We start from the raw sequence: 23109 nt of genomic DNA on the forward strand, positions 1-23109 counted from the left end.
TTCTCTTTGCTGCCACGCCGCAATCCACCATGAACCAGACCCTGCAAGCCCTGCTGGCGCCGCGCTCGATCGCGGTGATCGGCGCCTCCGACCACATCCACAAGATCGGCGGCCGGCCCATCTACTACATGCGCGAGCACGGCTACGCCGGCAAGCTCTATCCGGTCAACCCGCAGCGCGACACCATCCAGGGCCTGCCCGCGTTCGCCTCGCTCGACGCGCTGCCCGAGGTGCCCGAACTGTCCATCATCGTGGTGGGCGGCGAGGCGGCCGTCGCCGCCGTGCGCGACTGCGCGCGCCTGGGCGTGGCCGCGGCCATCGTCATCGCCTCGGGCTTCGGCGAGGCCGGCGCGGAAGGCCGCCGCCAGCAGGACGAAATGGTGCGCGTGGCCGCCGGCGCCGGGCTGCGCCTGGTCGGCCCCAACAGCCAGGGGCTGGCCAACTTCGGCACCGGCACCATCGCCAGCTTCTCCACCATGTTCATCGAGGTGCCGCCGCAGGACGGCCCGGTGGCCGTGGTCAGCCAGAGCGGCGGCGTGTGCGCGATGGTCTACGGCCTGCTGCGCGGGCAGGGCATCGGCGTGCGCCACATGCACGCCACCGGCAACGAGGCCGACCTCACCGTCAGCGAACTGGCGCTGGCCGTGGCGCACGACCCCGACGTGAAGCTGATCCTGCTGTACCTGGAAAGCCTGACCGACCCCGCCGTGCTGGCCGAGGCCGCGGCGGTGGCGCGCCGGCGCGGCGTGCCGATGGTGGCGGTGAAGGCCGGGCGCTCCAGCGCGGGCCAGCGCGCGGCGGCCTCGCACACCGGCGCCATCGCCAACGAGGACCGCGCGGTGGGCGCCTTCCTGGCGCGCCACGGCATCTTCCGCGTCGACGACGCGCACGCGCTGGCGCGCTGCGCGCCGCTCTACCTGCGCGGCTGGCAGGCCGCCGGGCGCCGGCTGGTGGTGGTCAGCAACTCGGGCGCGAGCTGCGTGATGGCCGCCGACGCCGCCGAGCCGCTCGGCCTCGCGCTGGCGCCGCTGTCGGCCGCCACCCAGGCCGCGCTGGCCGAGCGCCTGCCCGGCTTCGCCGCCACCGCCAACCCGGTCGACGTGACCGCCGCGCTGCTGACCAACAGCGGCCTGTTCGGCGACGTGCTGCCGGTGGTCGCCGCCGACCCCGCCGCCGATCTGGTGCTGCTCGACATCCCGGTGGCGGGCATGGGCTACGACCTGCCGCGCTTCGCGCGCGACGCCGCCGGCTTTGCCGACAGCGCCGGCAAGCCGATCGCCGTGGCCGCGTGGCAGGCGCCGGTGGCGGCCGCGTTCCGCGCCGCCGGGGTGCCCACCTACGCCAGCGCGGCCGACGCGCTGGCCGCCTTCGCGCAACTGGCCATGCACCAGCAGCAGTTGCGCGAGACCGCGCAGGAAGACAACGCGGCGGCCGCGCACCGGCCGCCCGCGCGCGCCAGGGCCCGCGCGGCGGCGAACGCACCGGCGCAAACCCTCAGCGAAGCCGCCAGCCTGGCGCGCCTGGCCGCGGCCGGCATCCCGGTGGTGGCCCACAGGCTGTGCCACGGCGTGGACGAAGCGGTGGCGGCCTGGCGCGAATTGAAAGGGCCGGTGGCCGTCAAGGCCAGCTCGCCGCAGGTGCCGCACAAGAGCGAGCACGGCCTGGTGGCGCTCAACTGCAACGACGAGCACGCCGTCGCGCACGCCTACATCGTCCAGACCGACATCCTGCGCAAGATGGGCGCCGCCTGCGAAGGCGTGGTGGTCGCGCGCATGGAGCGCGGCCAGCGCGAATGCATGGTCGGCGCGCACTGGGACCCGGTGTTCGGGCCGGTGGTGGTGGTCGGCGATGGCGGCAAGTACGTCGAGGTGCTGCGCGACACCGCCGTGCTGCTCGCGCCCTGCAGCGAAGCCGCGGTGGCGCGCGCCGTGGCCGGCCTGCGCATCGCGCCGCTGCTGGCCGGCGTGCGCGGCGAGAGCGCCGTGGACGTGGCCGCGCTGTGCCGGATCGCCGCGCGCGTCGGCCGGTTGATGCACGAGGCCGGCGGCGCCATCCGCGCGCTCGACCTCAACCCGGTGATGGTGAGCGCGGGCGGGGCGGTGGTGGTGGACGCGCTGATGGAGGTGGCGGGCTGAGGCGCGATGCGGGCGGCAGGCCCGCGTCGGAGCAATCCGATTCTGGCCATTGTCAAATGCGAACAGACCGGATTTTCCGTTGCTTGCCGCGTGCATCGGGCCGCGTCCGCTCATTAGAATGAGCGGACGATTCAGTCCGGATGCACGCAATGGAATTCACCGCCGGGGAAGTTCCCCACCAACTCATCCTGTTCGGCCCGCCGGGCACGAGCAAGAGCCATACCGCGCTGCACGTGCTGGCCGGCGTGCTGGGCGTGGACAAGGACGACATCTTCCCCGTCACCTTCCACCCCGAGTTCGGCTACGGCGATTTCGTCGCCAGGCTGATGCCCATGTCGCGCCATGACGGCGGAGTCAGCCGGATCGAATACAGCGTTCACGCCGGGCCCTTCATCGAGGCGCTGGGCCGGGCATACGCGGCGCCCGACAGGAAGATCCTGCTGCTGATCGACGAGATCAACCGCGGCAACTGCGCCGAGATCTTCGGCGACGTGTTTCAGTTGCTCGACCGCAATGACGATGCCTGGTCCAGCTACGAGGTGATGGCGTCCGAGATCGTCATGCAGGCGCTGCGCGACAAGTTCGACGGCGCCGGCAGCGGCGACGGCAACGTCGCGGCCGTGTACGGGAAGAAGAAGCTGCGCCTGCCGCCGAATCTCCATCTCGTCGGCACCATGAATTCGAGCGACGAATCGGTGTATTTCATGGACACGGCATTCAAGCGGCGCTGGCACTTCCAGTTCGTGCCCGTGGATTTTGCCACGGTGCCGGCAACGCAGAAGGCCGCGCTGCTGGAAAACGGCACCATGCCGGCGCCGGACTGGGAGGCGTTTCTCACCGCGCTCAACCGCTTCATCGTGGCGAAGTGCCAGGCGGCCAAGCTCGACGACAAGCTGGTCGGGCCGTGGTTCATCAAGGCGCGCAGCGCGGGGCGGCTGGTGGACAAGTATCCGGCCGCGCTGGGCGAACTGAAGGTGCTGGCGCCCAAGGTGACGACGCTGCGCAGGGGTGCCGACTTTAGCCGCGCCTTCGACGAGCAATTCCATGCGTTTGCGGAACAGCTCCCCCAGCCAATACGCGACGCCGTGCTGGAATTCGCCCGCTACGAGAACCAGGAGGTGCGCAAGATCGGCAGGATCCCGTTCAATCTGGAGTCCGCTTACTACTACGCGCGGGATACGAAGCCCGCGACGATGGAAGACGGCCAGCTCGTCATCGAGGATTTCGTCGAGGCGCTGGGCCAGCTCGCGCTGGCGCCCCGCATCAGCCGCCACGACATCGCCGGCAAGCTGTGCCTGTACCTGTGGGACAACGTGTTCGACCGCGACCGCCGCCCGCTGTACGAGGTGATCGGCTGCGGCCGGGAAGCGCTGCGCACCTTCGGCGATTTCGCCGGCAAGGTGGACGCCTTCGTCGGCGGGATCATGCGCGACTACGGCGAGCGGCCGGAGACGGCCGCCGCCGCCGGCGCCACGAGCGCCAGCAACGACGAAGACCGCGGGAACGACGAGGACGACGAGGACGACGAGGCGGAAGCGGCGGCCGATGCTTGATTTCTCCACGCTAACGGTCGAGGCGGCCGGCGGCTACGTCGGGCTGGAGCGCAGGCAGGGCCGGGCCGTGCTGCGCCTGCCGTACCACCTGTCGCACCTGGAGCGCGAGCCGGTGCGCGCGCTGGCGATGCTCTACAAGGTGCTCGGCGTGTTCAGGACCACGGACAAGGCGGCCGGGCGGCTGGCGCCGGTGGACGGCATCGAGCACAACGGCGCTTCGGCCCGGGGCACGCGGGACGAAGGCGTGTCGTTCCATGACACGCTGGGGCTGGAGGCGCTGTTCCAGGCCTTCGATCCGCTCGGCCTGCTGAGCCTGGTCGAGCGGCGCGGGCGCACCAGCCGCGTCGACTACGGCAAGCTCCACCGGCATCTGCATCGCGCCGTCTATCTCGACGACGGCGCGCCGTTCGTCGAATACGCGAGCGGCCCGCGCCGCGAGCTGCGGCTGGCCGCGCACGATCTGGTCGGGCTGTACTGCTTCGTCGCCGGCGATTTCTACACCGGCTTCCTCGGCCTCGCGCCCGAGCAGGCATGGGGCGACTTCAGCGGCGAGGCGCTGGCGCAGGCCGCCGATTTCCGCCACCGCTTCCTGCACGCGGACAGCGGCCTGTTCGGCGGCGACGCCTTCGTCGCCACCGACACGCGCGAGCGCCTGCGCGAGATCCTCTTCCGCATCGAGCGGCAGACCCCGTTCAAGAGCCAGGTCTTCCTCACGCTGTTCGACGGCCTGCGCCGCTACCTCGAGCAGGGCTGGCTGGCCGACCGCGACGACGGCATGGTGTGGGGCATCGGGGATTTCTGGTCGGTGTGGGAGTCGGCCTGCCTGGCGCACGCGCTCGCGCGGCATGCGCCCGGGGACATCTTCACCTGCGACTACCAGCATCTGCCCGCGGCATTGCTCACACGCGAGCGCGAGCAGGCGTGGCAGGCCAGCCGCGAGGCGGTCTTCGCGCGGAACGAATACCGGCGCCGCCCGGACCTGGTGGTGCGGCGGGACGGCGGCTATCGCATCGCCGACTTCAAATACTATGCGGAGCTTGCCGCGCGCCGGCCGAAGCCGGACGGCGCCGCGTCGGCCAAGCAGGTGGCGGACTTCGACAATATCGAGCTCTACGGGCTGCTGCTGCGCGACCATCTGCATCGCACCGGCCAGCCCGGCGCGGCGCGGGTGGCGCTGGAATTCTGGCTACCGGCGGCGGCGCGCCACGAGCGCGCCTTCACGCGCGCGCCGGCGTGGTCGCCGCCGCTGCGCGTGGTGGGCCAGCCCGTCGCGGCGCTGCTGGACGACTACGCGAAGCTGTTCCGCGTGCAGCCCGCGCGGCGGTAGCCGCGCGCGGCGTCAATACACGTCGCGCCGGTAGCGGCCTTCCTCGCCCAGGCGCAGCAGCGCCTCCTCGCCCAGCACTTCGGCCAGCGCGTCGTTGACGCCGCCGGCCATGCCCTTGAGGCTGCCGCACACGTAGATGGCGGCGCCGTCTTCCACCCACTCGCGCAGCGTGCCGGCGTGGGCGCGCACGGCGTCCTGCACGTAGCGCAGCGCGCCGCCGTCGCGCGAGTAGACCAGGTCCATGCGCTCCAGCACGCCGCCCGCCCGCCACGCGGCGAGTTCGTCGTGGTGGAAGGCGTCGTGCTGCGCGGTGCGCTCGCCGAACAGCAGCCAGTTGCGGTGGCGGCCGGCGGCGGCGCGCGCCTTGAGGTGGGCGCGCAGGCCGGCCAGCCCGGTGCCGTTGCCGATCAGGATCAGCGGGCGGTCGTCGGCGGGCGGGTGGAAGCCGCGGTTGGCGCGGATGCGCAGCGCGATGGCGGCGCCGGGCGCGGCGTGCTCGGTCAGCCAGCCGGAGGCGAGGCCGAGGCGGCCGTCGTCGTGGCGGGTCTGGCGCACCAGCAGTTCGAGGCGGCCGTCTGCCGGCAGCGAGGCGATCGAGTATTCGCGGTGCGGCAGCGGCGGCAGCGTGTCGACCAGCCGCTGCGGCGCCACGCCGGCGAGCGCGGCGAGGTGCGGCTCGGGCAGCACGATGCGGGTGGCGAGCGCCTGCGCCAGCGTGGCGTCGGCGCCGTCGCAGCGCACCGGCGTGGCGCCGTCGAGCCTGAGCTTGCCGAGCACGCGCGCGACCTCGGCCGGCGACAGGCGCGGGCCGATCTCGGCGATGTCGCCGGCCTGCCAGCCGGGCGCGGGCGCGCCGGCGGGCGGCGCCAGGGCGAGGTGGAAGGCCGGCGCGCCGGGGCTGCCGGCGTTGAGCAGGCGGCGCTCGGCCAGTTGCCAGTCGGCGTAGCGCGGCTTGTCCCAGTCGGCGATCTCCACACCGCCGCCGAGCGCGCTGAGGTGGTTCTGCCAGTGGCGCAGCGCGCCGGAGTCGCCGTTGTCGACTTCCACCATGTCGAACAGCGCCTGCGCGTGCTGGCGCTGCAGCCACGCCGAGAGCGCGTGGCCGAAGGCGCAGAAGCTGGCGTAGCTGCGGTCGCCGAGCGCGAGGATGCCGTAGCGCAGCTCGCGCAGGCCGCCCGCGCCGGCGGCGGCGCTCAGGCGGCGCGCGAAGCCGGCGGCGCTGTCGGGCGCGTCGCCCTCGCCGGTGGTGCTGACCACGAACAGCACCTGCGGGCAGCGGGCCAGGCGCCCGGCTTCCACCTGGTCGAAGGACAGGCATTGCGCGGGCACGCCGGCGTCCTGCAGCGCCTGCGCGGTGTGCTGCGCGACCTGTCCGCCAAACCCGCTCTGGCTGGCGTAGATCACCAGCGTGGCGCCTTCGCGCGGCGCCGGCAGCGCCCGCGCCAGGCGCGCGCGGTGCCGGCCGATCACGGCGGTGCTCAGGCCGAGGTAGGCCAGCACCACGCCGGCCGCCATGCCGGCGCGGCTGGGGGCGAGGAAACCCAGCGCGATGCCGGCCAGCCCGGCCGCCACGCCGAGCGCGGTCGCGGCGCGCAGCACGCGGAGCCGCCGGCTGGCGCGGCTGGCGCTGTCGGCGCCGTCCGCGCCGTCGGCGGGATGGCGCCGAGGCGGCGCGCCAGCGGGCGCGTCGATCGGCAGGGAGGAGGCGCTATCGGGCGTGGTCATGCCAGCATGGCCGCGAGGGCCGGGGAGAGTCGTTCATCGAAGCCGCCGCTGCGGCGGACCAGGAAGCGCGCGGCCAGCGCATGGCGGCGCGCGAACACCATGCCGGCTTCGGGGCCGAGCACGGTCAGCGCGGTGGACAGCGCGTCGGCCATCATGCATTGCGCATGGAGCACCGTGACCGAGGCCAGCGCGTGGCTGGCGGGATAGCCGGTGCGCGGGTCGAGCGTGTGGGCATAGCGGCGCCCGCCGCTGTCGAAATAGCGCCGGTAGTCGCCCGAGGTGGCCACGGCCAGGCCGTGCAGCGCGACCAGCGTGGCGGTGGTGCCCGCCGAGGTCTCGGCGGGCGGCGTTTCGAGCTCGACCCACCACGGCAGGCCGTCGGGCTTGACGCCGTGGCCGCGCAGCTCGCCGCCGACTTCCACGAGGTGGCTGGCGACGCCCTGCGCGTCCAGGTAGCGCGACACCGCGTCGACGCCGAAACCCTTGGCGATGGCGCAGAAATCCAGCCGCACGCCGCCGGGCTGGCGCGCGCGGCGGTGCTGCGCGTCGAGCTCGATGCGCTGCCAGCCGCACCGCGCGCGCGCCTGCTCGATCTCGGCCAGCGCCGGCGCCGTGTCGCGGCGCGGCGCCGGGCCGAAGCCCCACAGGTCGACCAGCGGGCCGGCGCTGGGGTCGTAGGCGCCGCCGCTGTCGCGCGCCACCTGCAGCGCGACCTGCAGCACGGCGAAGCAGTCTTCGGGCAGCGCCTGCCAGGTGCCGGGCGCGGCGCGGTTGAAGCGGCTGAGGTCGGAGCCGGCTTCCCAGTTGCTCATCTGCGCGACCACCTGCGCCAGCACCGCGCGGATGCCGGCGCCGAGCGCGGCGGCGTCCGGCGCGCGCACCGGCGCGGCCCACGCCACCGACCACGTGGTGCCCATGCTCTCGCCGTGCAGCCACTGCACGCGCGCGGCGGCATCGGGCGCGGGCGGCGCCGCGCCGAGCGAAACGGGAATCAGGACACGCTGCATGCGGGTGAACTTGCTCAAGACGGGACTGCGAAAAACGCAAAAAGCCCGCTGGGGGCCTGTGGCTTGCGCGGGCCGCCGGACTTGCGCCGGGCGGCCCGCTCGGGCGGAGCGCTGCTTACTGCGGCAACACTTCCACGGTGGCCGCGTAGCTGGCGCGGCGGGTCTTGGCTTCCTTGACGGCGGCCTTGTCGTCGCGCACCTCGGCTTCCATCCAGTACATGCCCGGCGCCGGCCACTTGACGCTGAACTTGCCGTCGGCGTCGGTGGTGAGCGCGATCTCCTGCAACTGGTCGCGGTAGCGGATGCCGCCCGGCACCACGGCCACCTTGACGTTGGCGGCGGGCTTGCCGTCGAGCAGCAGGCGGAAGCTGGCGGCGTCGCCGGCGACGAGATCGTTCGGGTGCGTGACCGGCGCCAGCTCCAGGCCGACGCCGGTGGTCTGCAGCACCCTGGCGCTCGGCTTGCCGGCGGTGACGAAGGCTTCCACGCGGCTGTCGGCCTGCGTCACTTGCAGGTCCTGGGCGCCGGCCGGCACTTCCTTGGCGAAGGTCTCGGCCGTGCCGCGCCAGCGCTTGGTCTGGCCGTTGCCGTCCTTGTAGCTGGCGAACAGGCCGCGGTTGACCACCGCCACCTTGTAGGTGCCGGGCTGGGTCAGGTGCACGTCGAAGGTGCTGCGGTAGCGGCCGGTGCCGGCGTTCTCGACCTTGGCGGCGGCGCCGTCGGGCGCGGTCACGGCGAGGTTGTCCAGGCGCAGCGGGAAATGCTCGAAGTAGAACAGGTCGTTCGACACGGCGGCGTCCACGGTCACCCACGGATCGCTGCCCGACAGCACGGTGGCCGACGGCAGCAGCCACTGGCGGTGGGCGTGGGCGGCCAGCGGCATCAGCGCGGCCAGGGCCAGCGCGGCGGCGCGGACGGACAGTTTGGTGGCGATAGTCTTCATCGTCATGCTCCTAGGGGTGCGGCCAGAAATCGGAAACGGAATAAGGCGGGCGGGCGCGCGGGCGCGTCAGGGCTTGAGGTCGACCGTGACGGTGCCGAGCTCGTGCGCGCCCGCGGCCTTGGCCGAGGCGGCCGCCTTGGGCGGCCACGCGAACGGCACGCGCAGCAGTTCGCGGCCGCCCACTTCGCGCGCGGCCTCGACCACCAGTTGGTAGTCGCCGGCCGGCAGCTTGCCCAGCGGCGCCTTGCCGTCGGTGAAAGTGAGCGTATGCTCGCCGGCGGCGCGCGTGGCGCCCGAGATGCCGTCGGCCGGCATCTGCATGTCGCGCCCGGCCTTGCGCCACCACTGGCGCATGTCCTTGAGCCACTTGGTGCCTTCGCCGTCCTTGTGCTTGACGTCGTACCAGACCGCCAGCGTGGCGGCCGGGCTCTGGTCGGCGCGCTCGATCCAGATCGAGACGTAGGGCTTGTGGTATTCCGCGACGTTCAGGCGCGGGATCTCGACCTTGACGTTCATTTCGGCCGCCACGGCCGGCGCGGCGAACGGTGCCGCGGCGAGGCCGGTGAGAGTGACGGTGAGCAATCGGCGCATAGCGAAACCTCGTTGTTAGCTGCTGAAGGTGAAGGTGGAAAGCGTTGAAAGCGGTTGAATCCGGTTGCGGGCGATGACAGGCGCCTGGAAGGCCCGCGCGTTCAGTGAATGAACAGCAGGGCCAGCACCAGCGGCGCCGCCAGCCCCAGGCCGACCAGCGGCCACGTCGCCATGCGCCCGCCCGCGTGCAGCTTGAGCAGGAACAGCCCGGTGACGCTGAAGATCAGGCAGGCCGCGGCGAACACGTCGAGGAACAGGCTCCAGGCGCGGCCCGTGTTGCGGCCCTTGTGCAGGTCGTTCAGGTAGGAGATCCAGCCGCGGCTGGTCTGCTCGTACTGCGCCTCGCCGCTGTCCAGCGCCAGGCTGACCCAGGCGTCGCCGCCCGGGCGCGGCAGCGCCACGTAGACCTCGTCGCCCGACCACTCGGCCTCGCGGCCGGCGGTGTCGATGTCCAGCGTGCCCGCCAGCCACGCCGCCAGCTGCGGCGGCACCGGGCCCTTGTCGCCATGCTTGACCTGGCGCAGCGCGTCGGTCAGCGCGGCCGGCGCGTTCGCCGTGCGCGTGACCACCTTCGGTTTTGCCTCGATCTGGCCGGCGTGGTTGAGCGTGAATCCGGTCACGGCGAACAGCAGCATGCCGATCAGGCAAAGCGCCGAGCTGATCCAGTGCCACTGATGCAGGTGTTTGAGCCAGAAGGCCCGGCGTTGCTGGCCCGCGCCCAGCGTGGTTTCGGTCATATCGGTGTTCCGGCGCGCGGCAAGCTCCCCGTGCCTTCCTGGGTGGCGCCCGTGGGGCCGCCTCGTCCGGCGCGCGCGCGTCGCGCCGCCATGCAAGGTGACGCTTCAGGCAAACAAGCCGAAAGGATAATGGTTCTCATTTGAAACCGCAATGGCTGGCGGGACAGGATCGGCGACAACCGGATTACAGGAGCTTACAGGGTGCCGGCGAGAACACATCGGGATCGTTTGTGCGGCAGTGCACACTTACCCTGTACCCCGCCGCGAGGCTTGATGCACTTGAGGAAACCACCTAGTCGCGCCGCGTCAAGTTTGGCTTTGCAGCAGCCGTTATGGCGTCTGTGGAGTGAGTCGATATCTAAAAAGACGAGGAGAGGAAAACATGCTGGCGCGTCTTAGCCTGAGGAAGAAACTGCTGTTGCCGTTGCTGCTGAGCTGGCTGTGCCTGCTCGGCCTGACGCTGTGGGATGCCTGGCAGATGCGCGACCTGCGCCTGGAGGAGCGCAAGCTGGACCTGGTCCATGTGACCGATACCGCGCTGTCGGTGGTGCAGGAATACGAGGCGCTGGGACGCAGCGGCAAGCTGCCGATGGAGGAAGCGCGGCAGCAGGCGCTGGACCGCGTGCGCGCGATGCGCTTCGGCGAGGACGGTTATTTCACGCTGATGCATTCGGACATGGTGGTGGCGATGCACCCGTTCAAGCCGGAGATGAACGGCAAGAACATGAGCGACCTCAAGGACCCCGACGGCACCTACCTGTTCCGCGAGATCGCCGCCATCGGCAAGGGCGTGGGCCACGGCTACGTGCATTACCTGTGGGCCAAGCCCGGCGCCGAGGCGCCGCAGCCCAAGCTGAGCTACGTGGCGATGTTCAAGCCGTGGGACTGGAACTTCATCGCCGGGGTCTACCTGGACGACATTGACGCGGCCTTCCGCCATGCGCTGCTGAAGTCGCTGCTGTTGCTGCTGGCCATCGGCACCGTCATGACGGTGGTGGTGATGCGCATCGCCAACGGCCTGCACAGGCAGCTTGGCGGTGAGCCGGCGCTGACTTCGCAGATCGCCGCGCGCATCGCCGAGGGCGACCTCGCCGGCGAGGTGCGCACCGCGCAGGGGGACCGCCACAGCGTGCTGTTCGCCATGCAGCAGATGCAGGGCCGGCTGACCGGCGCCATCGGCAGCATCCGCGGCTCGGCCGACTCGATCGCCAACGCGGCGCGCGAGATCGCCGCCGGCAATTCTGATCTGTCGCGCCGCAGCGAGGAGCAGGCGGCCTCGCTGGAGCAGACCGCGGCCAGCATGGAGCAGCTCACCGGCACCGTGCGCCAGAGCGCCGACAACGCGCGCCAGGCCAGCCGGCTGGCCGAGGGCGCCTCGGAGATCGCGGTGCGCGGCGGCGAGATCGTCGGCCAGGTGGTCAGCACGATGGGCGAGATCAAGGCGGCCTCGGGCAAGGTGGTGGACATCATCGGCGTGATCGAGGGCATCGCCTTCCAGACCAACATCCTGGCGCTCAACGCCGCGGTGGAGGCGGCGCGCGCCGGCGACCAGGGCCGCGGCTTCGCGGTGGTGGCCGGCGAGGTGCGCAGCCTGGCCCAGCGCAGCGCCACCGCCGCCAAGGAGATCAAGGGGCTGATCGGCAACTCGGCGCAGCGCGTGGACGACGGCGCGGCGCTGGTGGAGACCGCCGGCCAGGCCATGCACGAGATCGTGGAAGCGGTCAGGCGCGTGACCGACCTGATGGGCGAGATGCGCGCGGCCACCGAGGAGCAGACCGGCGGCATCGAGCAGGTCAACCAGGCGGTCACGCAGATGGACCAGATGGCGCAGCAGAACGCGGCGCTGGTGGAGCAGGCCGCCGCCGCCGCGGCCTCGCTCGAGGACCAGGCCGACGCCCTGCACAAGGCGGTCGGCGCGTTCCGGCTGGCGGGGGCCTGACGGCAGCGGCGGCGGATCGGACGGCAAATCGGACCGCGCAATCAAGCCACGCAATCAGGCCGCGTAGACGGCCTCGAACGACTTGAAGCCCTTGACTTCGATCGGGTTGCCGAACGGGTCGTAGAAGAACATGGTCCACTGCTCGCCGGGCTCGCCCGCGAAGCGGACCTGCGGCTTGAGCACGAAGTCGATGCCGGCGGCTTCCAGGCGGTCCGCCATCGCGCGCCAGTCGGGCAGCAGCAGCGCGATGCCGAAGTGCGGCATCGGCACGAGCTTGTCGCCCACGCGGCCGGTGCACGCGGTGGTCAGCGGCTCGCCGAGGTGCAGCGACAACTGGTGGCCGAAGAAATCGAAGTCGACCCAGGTCTGGGTGCTGCGCCCTTCGGTGCAGCCCAGCACCCTGCCGTAGAAGCGGCGCGCCTCGTCGAGGTCGCGGATGTTCAGGGCCAGGTGGAATACGCTTTGCAGCGCGGTGACGTTATCGGAAGGCATGGTCGGGCAAGCTCATCAAGTGGAATGGTTCAGACAGAATTGTCGCAGGGCCGCGGGCATCTCGACCGGCCTTTCCGAGACCTTGTCGACCCAGACCCAGGTCACGCAGGCGCTCGCGTATGCCGCGCCCGATCCCGCGTCGGCGATCTCGAAGGTCAGGCCGACGCTGCTGCGGCCGACGTGGCCGCAGCCGACGCGGATGTCGAGCTCGCACGGATAGCCGACCGGCGCGCGGTACACACAGCCGAGGCTCGCCACCACCGGCATCATGCCGGGGGCCTCGCGCGCCAGCGCCAGGCGCGCGGCGAGCTGCATGCGGGCCTCCTCGACATAGCGCAGGATGGTGACGTTGTTGACGCGGCCGTCGGCGTCGAGGTCGCCCCAGCGCGCCGCCAGCCGCAGCGTGAACAGGGCCGGCGGCGGCGGCGCGCCATCGTCGGCCAGCTTCAGCATGGCGCGCCCGGCGCCGCCGCCGGCATGGCGCGGCGCCGCCTCATACGATGCCCGCCTCGCGCAGCGCGGCGATCTCGGCCGCGCCGTAGTGCAGCTCGCCGAGCACGGCGTCGGTGTGCTCGCCGCGGTCCGGCGCCGAGGTCCGCACGCGGCTGGGCGTGCGGCTGAGCGTGAACGGCTGGCCGACCACCTCCACCGTGCCGAGCCGCTTGTGCTCCACCGGCTGCGCGATGCCCAGGTGCCGGACCTGCGAGTCGGCGAACACCTCGTCCATCGTGTAGATCGGCCCGGCCGCCACCTGCCCTTCTTCCATCGCCGCCAGCCATTCGGCCGAGGTGCGCTGGCGCGTGATCTCGGACAGCTCGGCGTTGAGCGCGTCGCGGTTGTCCGAGCGCCCCTGCTCCGTGCTGTACGGCTCGCGCTCCATCAGGTCGGGTCGCCCCAGCGCCTTGCACAGCCGCAGGAACATGGCCTGCTCGCCGGCCGCGATGTTGATGTGCCCGTCGCGGGTCGGGTACACGCCGGTGGGGATCGAGGTCGGATGGTTGTTGCCGGGCTGGGTCGGGATCTCGCCGAGGAACAGCCAGCGCGCGGCCTGGAAATCCAGCATGGCGATCATCGACTGCAGCAGCGACACCTGCACCCACTGGCCCTGCCCGGACGACTCGCGCTCCAGCAGCGCGGTCATGATCGCCATCGCGCAATAGAGCCCGGAGCCCACGTCGGCCACCGCGATGCCGGTGCGCATCGGCCCGTGCGCCGGGTCGCCGGTGACGGACATCAGCCCGCCCATGCCCTGCACGATGTGGTCGAAGCCCGGCCGGCGGGCGTAGGGGCCGTCCTGGCCGAAGCCCGAGATGCTGGCGTAGACGATGCGCGGATTGATCTTGCGCAGCGACTCGTAGTCGATGCCGAGCCGGAACTTCACGTCCGGGCGGAAGTTCTCGGCCACCACGTCGGCATTCTTGACCAGCTCGTAGAAGATCTCCCGGCCCTTCGGCTCCTTCAGGTTGATGGTGAGCGAGCGCTTGTTGCGATGCAGGTTCTGGAAATCGGGGCCGTCGCGCAGGCCGCCCCAGCCGTCGCTGACCTCCATGTGCTCGGGGCTCTCGATCTTGATCACGTCCGCGCCCCAGTCGGCGAACTGGCGCACGCAGGTGGGGCCGGCGCGCACGCGCGTGAGGTCCAGCACGCGGAACCGCTTCAGCGGCCCTTCCCTGCCCGCGGACTGGCCGGCGGGTTGATCCACTGGCTGGCCGGCCGACTGCGGCGCGGCATGTGGCTTGATTTCGGCATTCGCGTTCATCTCGTTGCCCTCATTTTCCGGTGAAGGCCGGCGCGCGCTTCTGCGCGAACGCGGCGCGGCCTTCCTTATAGTCGTCGCTGCCGAAGCACGTGTCGATCAGCGCCTGCGCGGCCGTCATGTCGGTGGCGCGCGCCGCCGCCTCGAGCTCCAGGTAGGCGCGCTTGATCGCGCGCAGCGTCAGCGGCGCGTTGGCGGCCACGGTCTCGGCGTAGGCCAGCGCGTGGCGCTCGATGTCGGCCAGCGGCACCACCTCGTGCACCAGGCCCATCGCCAGCGCTTCCTGCGCGTTGTAGCGGCGCGCGCTGAAGAAGATGTCGCGCCCGCGCGCGGGGCCGACGATGCGGTTGAGCCGGATCTGGCCTTCATAGCCGTAGCCCACGCCGAGGCGCCCCGCCGGAATGGCGAAGCTGGCGGTGTCCGAGCAGATGCGGATGTCGCAGCTCGCGGCGAAGTCCAGCCCGCCGCCGATGCAATAGCCCTTGATCAGCGCGATGGTCGGCTTGGCGCACTGGTAGATCGCGTCGTAGGCGCGCTCGCTGGTCTGGTGGTAGTGGTGGTTCTGCGCGGCGCTGTCGCGCACAGCGCCGAACGCCGAGATGTTGGAGCCCGCGGCGAAGGCCCGCTCGCCGGCGCCCTGCACGATCACCGCGCGGATCTCGTCGTCGTCCTCGAACGCGCGCATCACGCCGGGCACGGCCTCGGCCATGTCCATCGAGATGGCGTTGTGCTTCTGCGGGTCGTTGAAGACCAGCCAGCCGATGGCGCCGCGCTTGCTGGCGACGATCTTTTCAGTCTGCGTGTTCATGTTGCCTCTCGTGGCTGGCCGCCGGCGCGCCGGCGGCGGATTGCGGTTCGGACTTGCCGGCGGGCGCGGGCTGGGCCAGCTGCACCAGCAGGCTGAGGCTGGCGTCCACGCTGGCGCGCGCGCCCTCGGGCAGGATCAGCGTGGAGCTGGCTTCCTGCACGATGGCCGGGCCGGCGATGGCCTGCCCGACGCCGAGCGCCTCGCGCTCGTAGACCGGCACCTCGGCGTACTGGCCGCGCCCGCCCAGGTACATGCGGCGCGTGCCGCGCGCGGCCTGCGCACCGGAGATCGACGCCATCTTCACGTTCAGCTCGCTTTCCTGCGGCGTCACCGACACCGCCACGCGGATGTTGACGATCTCGATGTCGCCGGCCGGCGGTACCTGGCCGAAGGTCTGCAGGTAGCTGCGCAGGAAGGCATCGCGGATGGCCTGGTAGGTGGCGGCGCCGTAGGGGCCGGCCGGCAGGTCGGTGATGACCTCGAAGCCCTGGCCGGCGAAGCGCAGGTCGGCCGCGCGCTGCCTGGCCGCGCCGCCGCTCTGGCCCGGCAGCGTGGCGTCGATCACGGCGCAGGCGTCCTGCTCGATGCCGCGGTAGGCCTGCTCGAGCGCGTCCCAGTCGACGCGCTCGAGCGTCCAGCCCACGCTGAGCATGCGGTCGATGCGGGCCGGCGCCATCAGCAGGCCGAGCGCCGACGCCACGCCCGCGCCCGGCGGGCACAGCACGCGCTCGATGCCGAGCCGGGCCGCCACTTCGCAGCCGTGCAGCGGGCCGCCGCCGCCGGTCAGCAGCAGCGCGAACCTGCCGGCGTGGTGGCCGCGCTCGGCCACGTGCACGCGCGCGGCCGCCGCCATGTTCTCATTGACGATGGAGTAGATGCCCCAGGCGAAGTCCGCCACCGACAGCCCCGAGGCCTCGGCCAGCGGGCGCATCGCGTCCTCGGCGCGGGCCACGTCGATGGTCATGGTGCCGCCCGCGAACGAGGCCGGGTCGAGGAAGCCGAGCACCAGGTTGGCATCGGTCACGGTCGGCTGCGTGCCGCCGCGCCCGTAGCACGCCGGCCCCGGCGTGGAGCTGGCGCTCTCGGGACCGACCTTGAGCAGGCCCAGCGCGTCGAGGTGCGCGATGCTGCCGCCGCCCGCGCCGATCTCGATCAGCTCGATGGTGGAGATCGACAGCGGCAGGCCGCTGCCCTCGGTCAGCCGCTTCTCGCGGCTGGCCTCGAAGTGGTGGGCGATCACGGGCACGCCGCCGTCGATCACCGCCAGCTTGGCGGTGGTGCCGCCCATGTCGAACGCCAGCACGTCGCCGATGCCGGAGCGCGCGCCGAAGAACGCGCCGGCCAGCGCGCCCGCCGCGGGGCCCGACTCGAGCAGCTGGATCGGCACGCGCTTGGCTTCCATCACGTGCGTGAGGCCGCCGTTGGACAGCATCATGAACAGCGGCGCGGCAATGCCGAGCGCCCCGATCTCGCTGGTCAGCCGGTCGAGATAGCCGTCGGCCAGCGGCTTCACGTAGGCGTTGGCCACGGTGGTGGAGGTGCGCTCGTACTCGCGGATCTGCCGCGACACCTCGGACGAGATCGACACGAACAGCTCGGGGTACGCCGCCTGGATCGCGGCGCGCGCCATTTCCTCGTGGACCGGATTGGCGTAGGCGTGCAGGAACACGACGGCGATGGAGGTCACGCCCGCGGCCGCCAGCCGGCCGGCCTGCGCCACCGCCTGGGCAGGGTCGAGCGCCAGCTCCACGCTGCCGTCCGGGCCCAGGCGCTCGTCGACTTCGAGCCGCAGGCTGCGCGGCACGATCGGCCTGGGCAGCTCGATATGGAGGTCGAACAGCTCGTACTTGTGCTCGCGCGCCATCTCCAGCGTGTCGCGGAAGCCCGCGGTGGTGATGAGCCCGGTGAGCGCGCCCTTGCGCTCGATCAGCGCGTTGGTAAACAGCGTGGTGGCGTGGATCACGCGATGGACGTCGGCGAACGCCATGCCTTCGCGCCCGAACAGCGTCTTCACGCCGCGGATCACGCCTTCGTACGGCGCGCTCGGCGTGGTCAGCTCCTTGTGCGAGACCGAGGTCTTGCCCACGCTGTCGTAGACCACGATGTCGGTGAACGTACCCCCGATGTCGATGCCGAGGGAGTAGCTTGCTGCTGTCATTGAGTTTCCCCTGTTTGCTTCAGGTGCTTCAGGTACTTCATGTGCTTCGTATGCTTTGGATGCCTGGCGTGGTGCGCTTCGGGGCACGCTTCGGGGCGCGCCTCGGGACACGCCTCACGGCGCGCTGACGTAGCCGTCGAGCCGGTCGCGCTCGCGCAGCGCGTCGTCGCGCTCGGCAGGCGGGCCGAAGCCGCCGCCGCCGGGCGTGAGCAGCTCCACCACCTGCCCCGGCGCGAGCACGTGCTGCACCTTCGGGTTGACCGCGACGCCGTCGATGAGCACCGCGCCGGGCTTGCCCGGCTCGCCGCCGTCCAGGCCCTGCGCCGCCGCCTCGGCGCGCGTGCGCTCGGCCATGAAGCTGACCACGATCGGCGTGCGGTTGCGGTTCTCGAAGGCGATCACCTGGCCGGTGCCGCCGCGATGCTTGCCGGCGCCGCCGCCGTCGGCGCGCAGTTCGCGCCTGAGCACCCGCAGCGGCGACATGCGCTCGATCATCTCCACCGGCGTGGACGAGATGTTGCTCGGCCAGGACAGCACGTTGGCGCCGTCCTGCTTGTGCGAGCCGCCGTAGCCGCCGTTCATGAAGAACAGGTTGGTGAAGGGCGTGCCGCTCTCGCGCACGCCGGACAGGTTCACGCACCACAGCGGCGAGCCCACCGCGGCGATGGCGCGCTCGGGCATGGCCTCGGCCAGCGCGCCGATCACCATCATCGGCACGAAGTGGCCGATCAGCGCGCGCGCGCCGCCGGCCGCGGGCGGCTTCGAGTTGAGGATGCAGCCCTCGGGCGCGGTCACGCGGATCGGCGCCATCACGCCTTCGTTGTTGGGCACGTTCGGCAGCAGCACCGCGCGCAGCCCGTAGCAGGTGTAGGCGATGGTGTAGGCCAGGCAGACGTTGATCGAGCGCGGCACCTGCGCGTCGGTGCCGGTGTAGTCGACCGTGATCTCGCCGTCCTTGACCGTCATGGTCAGCTCCAGCCGCACCGGCTGGTCGAGCCCGTCGCTGATCGCCGTGCGGCGGTACACGCCCTCGGGCAGGCGGCGGATCGCCTCGCGCATGGCCTGCTCGGAGCGCGCGTGGATCTCGCCGGCCAGCTCGCCGAGCGAATCGAGCCTGCGCTCGGCCATCAGGTCGAGCACGCGGGTCTCGATCATGCGCAGCGCGGTGAACTGCGCGAACAGGTCGCCCATGACCTGGTCCGGCTCGCGCACGTTCTTGCGCAGGATGGCCTCGAAGGTGGCGTCGATCTCGCCCTTGCGCACCACCTTCATGATCGGGATCTGCAGGCCTTCCTCGAACACCTCGCGCGCGTCGGCCGAGCGGATGCGCCCGCCGATGTCCGGCGCGTGCGCCACCGAGCCGGCCCAGCCCACCACCACGCCGTCGCGGAAGATCGGCTTGGCCACCGAGATGTCGGGCAGGTGCCCGGTGCCCTGCCAGATGTCGTTGGTGATGAGGATGTCGCCCGGCTCCAGCGTGTGCAGCGGGAACGCCGCCAGGAAATGGCGGATGGTGCGCGGCATCGTGTTCATGAACGACGGAATGCTGTTGGTCGCCTGGGCGATCGAGGCGCCGTCCGCGGTGGTCAGCACGCACGCGAAGTCGTTGGACTCGCGCACGATGGTCGAGAACGAAGTGCGCACCATCGCGGCGGCGGCCTCGTCGACGATCGAGATCATGCGGGTCCACAGCAGCTCCAGTGTGACCGCGTCAAAGCGTTGACTCATTTTTTTCCCCTGGCGCGGCGGCGCCATCGTGGTGCCGCCGCAGGTTGGTTGACACAAATCGAATGTACCGATTTAGACTATGTATTCCCAATGCTGTTTTGCCGGTACGGTATTCCAGATGAACATAGACTCGCCGCCCGACCGCGCCGCCCCCGCCAGGCCGGTCACTACCGCCACGCTCAAGATCCACGAGCTCGAGGCGTTCCGCGCCGTGATGCTGCGCGGCACCGCCACCGAGGCCGCCGTGCTCATGCACACCACGCAGCCGGTCATCAGCAAGCTGATCGCGCGCTTCCAGCACAGCATCGGCATCCAGTTGTTCGAGCTGCGCAAGAGCCGGCTGGTGCCGACGCCCGAGGCGCACATCCTGTTCAAGACCATCGAGCGCACCTACGTGGGCCTGGACCACGTGGCGCAGGCCATCGCCGAGCTGCAGGGCGGCCACAGCGGGCGCCTCATCATCGGCAGCCTGCCCTCGTTCGGCATGGGCCCGCTGGCCGGCATCACCGCCGAATTCCTGCAGGCCGAGCCCAATCTCGAGGTGCTGATCGAAACCGTGAACTCCAGCCTGATCCGCCACAGCGTGGTGTCGGGCAAGGTCGACCTGGGCATCGCGCTGAAGTCGGTCGATACCGCCGGCGTGCGCGCCGAGCCGCTGGTCTCGGTCAACACCGTGTGCGTGATGGGCAAGGGCCATCCGCTCGGCGCCAGGCGCGAGATCGGCGTGGCGGACCTGCGCGGCCAGCCGCTGATCCTGCCGTCGCGCGACAGCGCGTCGCGCGCGGCCATCGACCAGGTGTTCGGCGAGGCCGGCATCACGCCGCGCGTGATCGCCGAGACCTCGTATGCGATGACCATGTGCCTGCTCGCCATGCAGGGCAACGGCGCGGCGCTGGTGAGCCCGTTCGCCGCCATGCACCTGCGCAAGGCCGGCCTGGTGGTCAAGCGCTTCGTGCCGCGCATTCCGGTCGAGCTGCTGCTGCTCACGGCGCTGGACACCTCGCCGTCGCGCATCGCGGCGCGCTTCATCGAGCGCATGCACCGCTCGCTCGACCGCTTCGAGGAAGTCTGGGGCTGACACCGGCATGATGCGCGGCGCCGGCATCAGTTCGCCACGATGTGCGCTTCCTTGATGACCTTGCCGAACTTGGCGGTCTCGGCGGCGATGAAGGCATTGGTGGCGCTCACGTCCTTGTTGCCGGGAATCACGCCCATCTCCGCCAGGCGCGGCTGCATGTCGGGCGCCTGCATGATCTCGCGGATGTCGTGGTTGAGCTTGCGCACGATGTCGTCGGGCGTGCCGGCCGGCGCGGCGATCGTAAACCACGCGGTAAACACGTAGCTCGACAGGCCATCCTCGCCGATGGTCGGCACGTTGGGCAGGCTGGCGGCGCGGCTGGGGCCCGTCACCGCCACCGCGCGGATGGCGCCCGAGTTGATCAGCGGCAGCGCGGTGGGCAGGTTCTCGAACATCATCTGCAGGCGGCCGCCGACCAGGTCGGTCAGCGCCGGGCCGCTGCCCTTGTACGGCACGTGCGAGATCTTCGCGCCCGACTGGTACTTGAACAGCTCGCCCGCCATGTGCGTCGACGAGCCGTAGCCGGCCGAGCCGAAGAACAGCGTGTCCGGGTGCGAGACGCTGTCCTTGATGATGGCCCCGGTGTCCTTGAGCTTCACGTTCTTCGAGACCACCAGCACGTTGGGCATGGCCGCCAGGATCACGATCGGCTTGAGCTCGGTCGACGGGTTGTAGTTCAGCTTCGGATAGACCTGGTACGTCGAGTGGATGCCCATCGTGCCGAACAGCAGCGTGTAGCCGTCCGGCGCCGAGCGCGCCACGTTCTCGGCGCCGATGTTGCCGCCCACGCCGGGCCGGTTGTCCACCACCACGGTCTGGCCGTATTTCTCGCTGAGCTTCTGCGCGAGCAGGCGGCCCAGCACGTCGGCCGAGCCGCCCGGCGCGAGCGGCACGACCAGCCGGATGGATTTGTTCGGGTAGCCCTGCGCCGATGCCGGACAGGACGCGAGAATGCTGATCGACGCAATGAGGGCCAGCGCTATCTTCTTCATGGTTTCGCCTTGATGTGTGAGTTGCCGGGGAAAACCCGCGCGCGGCGCGGCGGGATTTCCGCTTCGGATGCGATCGATCTGGCGCGGGCCGGCGGCACGCGGCTTCCGGATTCGGTCCGGTATCTCGCGATCTGCGAAGCAATATATGGACGCACCCGGTGGCTGCCCAATTCTTTTAGGCGCGCAGGGTATGTCGTGCGGATATGCGCTCCGGCGCGCTGCCCGCATGCGGTGCGGTGCGCCGGAAATACCGCACCAGGAGAGGGCGGCGCGGGCGGCCCGCGCCCGCAATAGGTGCCGCCGGAACACGCGCCGGCGCGGCGGGAAAGCCGCTTTGCGCGGCCCGCGGCGAGGTTACGGCAACGCCGGCGCGGCGGCGTCGCCCGCCATCAGGTGGCGCGCCAGCAGGCCCGCGTGCGGCGTCAGCGCGGCGAAGTCGCGCGCGCACAGATGCAGCTGCCGCAGCGCCCACGGCTCCGACAGCGGCAGCAGCGCCAGCCCCGGGCGGCGCAGTTCCGCCGCGCAAGCTTCGGAAAGAACCGCGATGCCGACGCCCGCCTCGACCATCGCGCCGACATCCGCCACGCTGCGCAGCCGCACGCGATAGGCAAGCTGGCGCCCGAGCCGCGCCGCGCGCTCGCCGAGGTGGATCTCCAGCGCGGCATCGGCCAGTCCCACGAAAGGCTCGCCGGCAAGGTCGGCGAACGCCACGCGCGCCTGCCGGGCGAGGCGGTGCGCGCCGCTGGCCACCACCACCAGCTGGTCCTGCGCGAGCAGGCGCGTCTGCAGCGCGGCGAGGTCGGCGATGTCCGCCACGATGCCCAGGTCGGCGCGCCCGTCGGCAAGCGCGCGCACGATCTCGCCGCTGGGCTGCTCCTCGAGGTCGACCGACAGATCGGGATACGCCGCCAGGAAGCGGCGCAGGCGGCTCGGCAGCAGCGCGGCCAGCGCCGCCGTGTTGGACAGCAGCCGCACGCGCCCCTTGAGGCCGGTGGCGTAGCTGCGCAGCTCTCCGCGCATCTGCTCCACCTGCCCCAGGATCAGGCGCGCGTGCCGGACCAGCGCGTCGCCGGCCGCGGTGGTGTGCACGCCGCGCCGGGTCCGCTCCAGCAGCGGCGCGCCCAGCGCGGCCTCCATGCCGGAGACGCGCTCGCTCGCGGAGGCCAGCGCGAGATTGGTGGCGCGCGCGCCGCGGGTCAGGCTGCCGTGCTCCACGACGCTGAGAAACAGGCGCATGTCGGTGAGGTCGAAGCGCATCGTCGTTGCCTTTCCGGATTTCGGTTGAACCGAAGCCTAGCACCGGAATTGCCAGATTGCGCGCGCGCCGGCGCCCGCCTACGATGCCTGGCATGGACGCCACCTTGCTGCTCTCGCTTGCCGGCCTGACCGCCGGCGCCATGAACGCCCTCGCCGGCGGCGGCTCGTTCGTCAGCCTGCCGGCCCTGATCGCGGCCGGCGTGCCATCGGTTCAGGCGAATGCTTCGAGCACGGTCGCGCTGTTTCCGGGCGGCCTCGCCAGCGCGTGGGCCTACCGCGACGACCTCGGGCCGGTGGGCACGGTGGCGCTGCGCCCGCTGCTGCTGGCCACGCTCGCCGGCGGCGTGGCCGGCGCCGTGCTGCTGCTGTACACGCCCGCGAAGACCTTCGACTTCGTGCTGCCGTGGCTGCTGCTGGTGGCCAGCCTCGCGCTGTCGTGCGGGCGCCGGCTCGGCGAATGGCTGCGCCGGCGCGCGCGCATCCGCCCGGCGGCGGTGCTCGCGGTCCAGTTCGGCCTCGGGGTCTACGGCGGCTACTTCGGCGGCGCCGTCGGCATCATGATGATGGCCGTCTGGGGCCTGCTCGACAGCCGCGACCTCAAGAGCCTGAATGCGCCGCGCACGCTGCTGGTCAGCGCCGCCAACATGATGGCGGTGGTGATCTTCATGGCCGCGCGCGCGGTCCACTGGCCCAGCACGCTGGTGATGCTGGCCGCGGCCACCGTGGGCGGCTACGTGGGCGCGCAGATCGGCCGCCGGGCGCCGGCCCGCGTGGTGCGCGCGGTCACGCTGGCGCTCACCGCCGGCATCACCGTGGCGTTTTTCGCGCGGGCTTACCTGCCCGGGTATTTGTAAGCGGGATCGGCGCGGGGGGGGGGGGCGGG

The 23109-nt window shown here is 71.5% G+C and carries 19 protein-coding genes; 6 read left to right on the top strand and 13 right to left on the bottom strand.

Annotation, left to right across the window (positions count from 1 at the left end; genetic code table 11):
* Nucleotides 1-29: 29 nt before the first annotated feature.
* From K206_RS0117915 to K206_RS0117925, 3 genes are all read left to right on the top strand, one after another.
* Nucleotides 30-2135, top strand: coding sequence for an acetate--CoA ligase family protein (locus tag K206_RS0117915; protein WP_020203772.1), 2106 nt, complete (start codon nucleotides 30-32; stop codon nucleotides 2133-2135).
* A 149-nt stretch (nucleotides 2136-2284) separates the two neighbouring features.
* Entirely contained in the window at nucleotides 2285-3688 is a 1404-nt protein-coding gene (locus K206_RS38580; RefSeq protein ID WP_020203773.1) for an McrB family protein, read from the top strand.
* Nucleotides 3681-5015 carry a hypothetical protein gene (locus K206_RS0117925; RefSeq protein WP_020203774.1) on the top strand — a complete coding sequence of 445 codons (1335 nt, stop codon included), beginning with the start codon at nucleotides 3681-3683 and terminating at the stop codon, nucleotides 5013-5015. Before K206_RS38580 ends, K206_RS0117925 begins: the two co-directional genes overlap by 8 nt.
* Nucleotides 5016-5027: 12 nt before the next feature.
* Here the strand turns inward: K206_RS0117925 and K206_RS0117930 are convergent, their stop codons facing one another.
* From K206_RS0117930 to K206_RS0117950, 5 genes are all read right to left on the bottom strand, one after another.
* A complete protein-coding gene (locus K206_RS0117930) occupies nucleotides 5028-6740 on the bottom strand; it encodes a flavodoxin domain-containing protein (RefSeq protein ID WP_020203775.1) in 1713 nt (570 codons plus the stop codon).
* Nucleotides 6737-7747, bottom strand: coding sequence for an FAD:protein FMN transferase (locus K206_RS0117935; RefSeq protein ID WP_020203776.1), 1011 nt, complete (start codon nucleotides 7745-7747; stop codon nucleotides 6737-6739). Before K206_RS0117935 ends, K206_RS0117930 begins: the two co-directional genes overlap by 4 nt.
* 115 nt (nucleotides 7748-7862) lie before the next feature.
* Nucleotides 7863-8690 (bottom strand): DUF4198 domain-containing protein, encoded by an 828-nt coding sequence (locus K206_RS0117940; RefSeq protein WP_020203777.1) that lies wholly within the window; start codon nucleotides 8688-8690, stop codon nucleotides 7863-7865.
* A 66-nt stretch (nucleotides 8691-8756) separates the two neighbouring features.
* A complete protein-coding gene (locus K206_RS0117945) occupies nucleotides 8757-9281 on the bottom strand; it encodes a DUF2271 domain-containing protein (protein WP_029043772.1) in 525 nt (174 codons plus the stop codon).
* A gap of 101 nt (nucleotides 9282-9382) precedes the next feature.
* Nucleotides 9383-10018: a PepSY-associated TM helix domain-containing protein gene (locus tag K206_RS0117950; RefSeq protein ID WP_020203779.1), complete on the bottom strand. Its 636-nt coding sequence runs from the start codon at nucleotides 10016-10018 to the stop codon at nucleotides 9383-9385.
* 382 nt (nucleotides 10019-10400) lie between these two features.
* On the opposite strand from K206_RS0117950, the gene K206_RS0117955 reads away from it, so the two are divergent.
* The gene (locus tag K206_RS0117955; RefSeq protein WP_020423826.1) at nucleotides 10401-11957 is read left to right on the top strand and encodes a methyl-accepting chemotaxis protein; all 1557 of its coding nucleotides are present in this window, start codon (nucleotides 10401-10403) and stop codon (nucleotides 11955-11957) included.
* Between the two features lie 54 nt (nucleotides 11958-12011).
* Here the strand turns inward: K206_RS0117955 and K206_RS0117960 are convergent, their stop codons facing one another.
* The 6 genes from K206_RS0117960 to K206_RS0117985 all read right to left on the bottom strand — a co-directional run bounded on the left by K206_RS0117960 (nucleotide 12012) and on the right by K206_RS0117985 (nucleotide 18899).
* Nucleotides 12012-12425, bottom strand: coding sequence for a VOC family protein (locus tag K206_RS0117960; RefSeq protein WP_029043773.1), 414 nt, complete (start codon nucleotides 12423-12425; stop codon nucleotides 12012-12014).
* Between the two features lie 39 nt (nucleotides 12426-12464).
* On the bottom strand, nucleotides 12465-12902 hold the full coding sequence (locus K206_RS40930; RefSeq protein ID WP_020203782.1) for a thioesterase family protein: 438 nt from the start codon (nucleotides 12900-12902) through the stop codon (nucleotides 12465-12467).
* Between the two features lie 40 nt (nucleotides 12903-12942).
* Complete coding sequence (locus K206_RS0117970; protein WP_020203783.1) at nucleotides 12943-14208, bottom strand: CaiB/BaiF CoA-transferase family protein; 1266 nt, start codon at nucleotides 14206-14208, stop codon at nucleotides 12943-12945.
* 10 nt (nucleotides 14209-14218) lie between these two features.
* On the bottom strand, nucleotides 14219-15013 hold the full coding sequence (locus K206_RS0117975; protein ID WP_020203784.1) for an enoyl-CoA hydratase: 795 nt from the start codon (nucleotides 15011-15013) through the stop codon (nucleotides 14219-14221).
* Nucleotides 14997-17171, bottom strand: coding sequence for a hydantoinase/oxoprolinase family protein (locus tag K206_RS38590; RefSeq protein ID WP_020203785.1), 2175 nt, complete (start codon nucleotides 17169-17171; stop codon nucleotides 14997-14999). Before K206_RS38590 ends, K206_RS0117975 begins: the two co-directional genes overlap by 17 nt.
* Nucleotides 17172-17285: 114 nt before the next feature.
* Nucleotides 17286-18899 carry a hydantoinase B/oxoprolinase family protein gene (locus K206_RS0117985; protein ID WP_196812892.1) on the bottom strand — a complete coding sequence of 538 codons (1614 nt, stop codon included), beginning with the start codon at nucleotides 18897-18899 and terminating at the stop codon, nucleotides 17286-17288.
* Nucleotides 18900-19017: 118 nt separating this feature from the next.
* On the opposite strand from K206_RS0117985, the gene K206_RS0117990 reads away from it, so the two are divergent.
* Nucleotides 19018-19977, top strand: coding sequence for a LysR substrate-binding domain-containing protein (locus tag K206_RS0117990; protein WP_020203787.1), 960 nt, complete (start codon nucleotides 19018-19020; stop codon nucleotides 19975-19977).
* Between the two features lie 26 nt (nucleotides 19978-20003).
* Here K206_RS0117990 and K206_RS0117995 read toward each other — a convergent pair whose 3' ends face one another.
* Together K206_RS0117995 and K206_RS0118000 are read right to left on the bottom strand one after the other, a co-directional pair.
* Nucleotides 20004-20969, bottom strand: a complete 966-nt coding sequence (locus K206_RS0117995; RefSeq protein WP_020203788.1) for a tripartite tricarboxylate transporter substrate binding protein — start codon at nucleotides 20967-20969, stop codon at nucleotides 20004-20006.
* Nucleotides 20970-21323: 354 nt separating this feature from the next.
* Entirely contained in the window at nucleotides 21324-22226 is a 903-nt protein-coding gene (locus tag K206_RS0118000) for a LysR substrate-binding domain-containing protein (protein WP_020203789.1), read from the bottom strand.
* A 92-nt stretch (nucleotides 22227-22318) separates the two neighbouring features.
* On the opposite strand from K206_RS0118000, the gene K206_RS0118005 reads away from it, so the two are divergent.
* Nucleotides 22319-23080: a sulfite exporter TauE/SafE family protein gene (locus K206_RS0118005; protein WP_020203790.1), complete on the top strand. Its 762-nt coding sequence runs from the start codon at nucleotides 22319-22321 to the stop codon at nucleotides 23078-23080.
* The last annotated feature ends 29 nt before the right edge of the window (nucleotides 23081-23109 follow it).

Origin of the sequence: Cupriavidus sp. WS, from assembly GCF_000395345.1 — a bacterium.
GTDB lineage: Bacteria > Pseudomonadota > Gammaproteobacteria > Burkholderiales > Burkholderiaceae > Cupriavidus > Cupriavidus basilensis_B.

What these genes read in the sequence shown, in the direction of transcription:
- K206_RS0117915 (WP_020203772.1), top strand. Translation starts at nt 30, where the DNA reads ATGAACCAGACCCTGCAAGCCCTGCTGGCGCCGCGCTCGATCGCGGTG.
- K206_RS38580 (WP_020203773.1), top strand. Translation starts at nt 2,285, where the DNA reads ATGGAATTCACCGCCGGGGAAGTTCCCCACCAACTCATCCTGTTCGGC.
- K206_RS0117925 (WP_020203774.1), top strand. Translation starts at nt 3,681, where the DNA reads ATGCTTGATTTCTCCACGCTAACGGTCGAGGCGGCCGGCGGCTACGTC.
- K206_RS0117930 (WP_020203775.1), bottom strand. Translation starts at nt 6,740, where the DNA reads ATGACCACGCCCGATAGCGCCTCCTCCCTGCCGATCGACGCGCCCGCT.
- K206_RS0117935 (WP_020203776.1), bottom strand. Translation starts at nt 7,747, where the DNA reads ATGCAGCGTGTCCTGATTCCCGTTTCGCTCGGCGCGGCGCCGCCCGCG.
- K206_RS0117940 (WP_020203777.1), bottom strand. Translation starts at nt 8,690, where the DNA reads ATGAAGACTATCGCCACCAAACTGTCCGTCCGCGCCGCCGCGCTGGCC.
- K206_RS0117945 (WP_029043772.1), bottom strand. Translation starts at nt 9,281, where the DNA reads ATGCGCCGATTGCTCACCGTCACTCTCACCGGCCTCGCCGCGGCACCG.
- K206_RS0117950 (WP_020203779.1), bottom strand. Translation starts at nt 10,018, where the DNA reads ATGACCGAAACCACGCTGGGCGCGGGCCAGCAACGCCGGGCCTTCTGG.
- K206_RS0117955 (WP_020423826.1), top strand. Translation starts at nt 10,401, where the DNA reads ATGCTGGCGCGTCTTAGCCTGAGGAAGAAACTGCTGTTGCCGTTGCTG.
- K206_RS40930 (WP_020203782.1), bottom strand. Translation starts at nt 12,902, where the DNA reads ATGCTGAAGCTGGCCGACGATGGCGCGCCGCCGCCGCCGGCCCTGTTC.
- K206_RS0117970 (WP_020203783.1), bottom strand. Translation starts at nt 14,208, where the DNA reads ATGAACGCGAATGCCGAAATCAAGCCACATGCCGCGCCGCAGTCGGCC.
- K206_RS0117975 (WP_020203784.1), bottom strand. Translation starts at nt 15,013, where the DNA reads ATGAACACGCAGACTGAAAAGATCGTCGCCAGCAAGCGCGGCGCCATC.
- K206_RS38590 (WP_020203785.1), bottom strand. Translation starts at nt 17,171, where the DNA reads ATGACAGCAGCAAGCTACTCCCTCGGCATCGACATCGGGGGTACGTTC.
- K206_RS0117985 (WP_196812892.1), bottom strand. Translation starts at nt 18,899, where the DNA reads ATGAGTCAACGCTTTGACGCGGTCACACTGGAGCTGCTGTGGACCCGC.
- K206_RS0117990 (WP_020203787.1), top strand. Translation starts at nt 19,018, where the DNA reads ATGAACATAGACTCGCCGCCCGACCGCGCCGCCCCCGCCAGGCCGGTC.
- K206_RS0117995 (WP_020203788.1), bottom strand. Translation starts at nt 20,969, where the DNA reads ATGAAGAAGATAGCGCTGGCCCTCATTGCGTCGATCAGCATTCTCGCG.
- K206_RS0118000 (WP_020203789.1), bottom strand. Translation starts at nt 22,226, where the DNA reads ATGCGCTTCGACCTCACCGACATGCGCCTGTTTCTCAGCGTCGTGGAG.
- K206_RS0118005 (WP_020203790.1), top strand. Translation starts at nt 22,319, where the DNA reads ATGGACGCCACCTTGCTGCTCTCGCTTGCCGGCCTGACCGCCGGCGCC.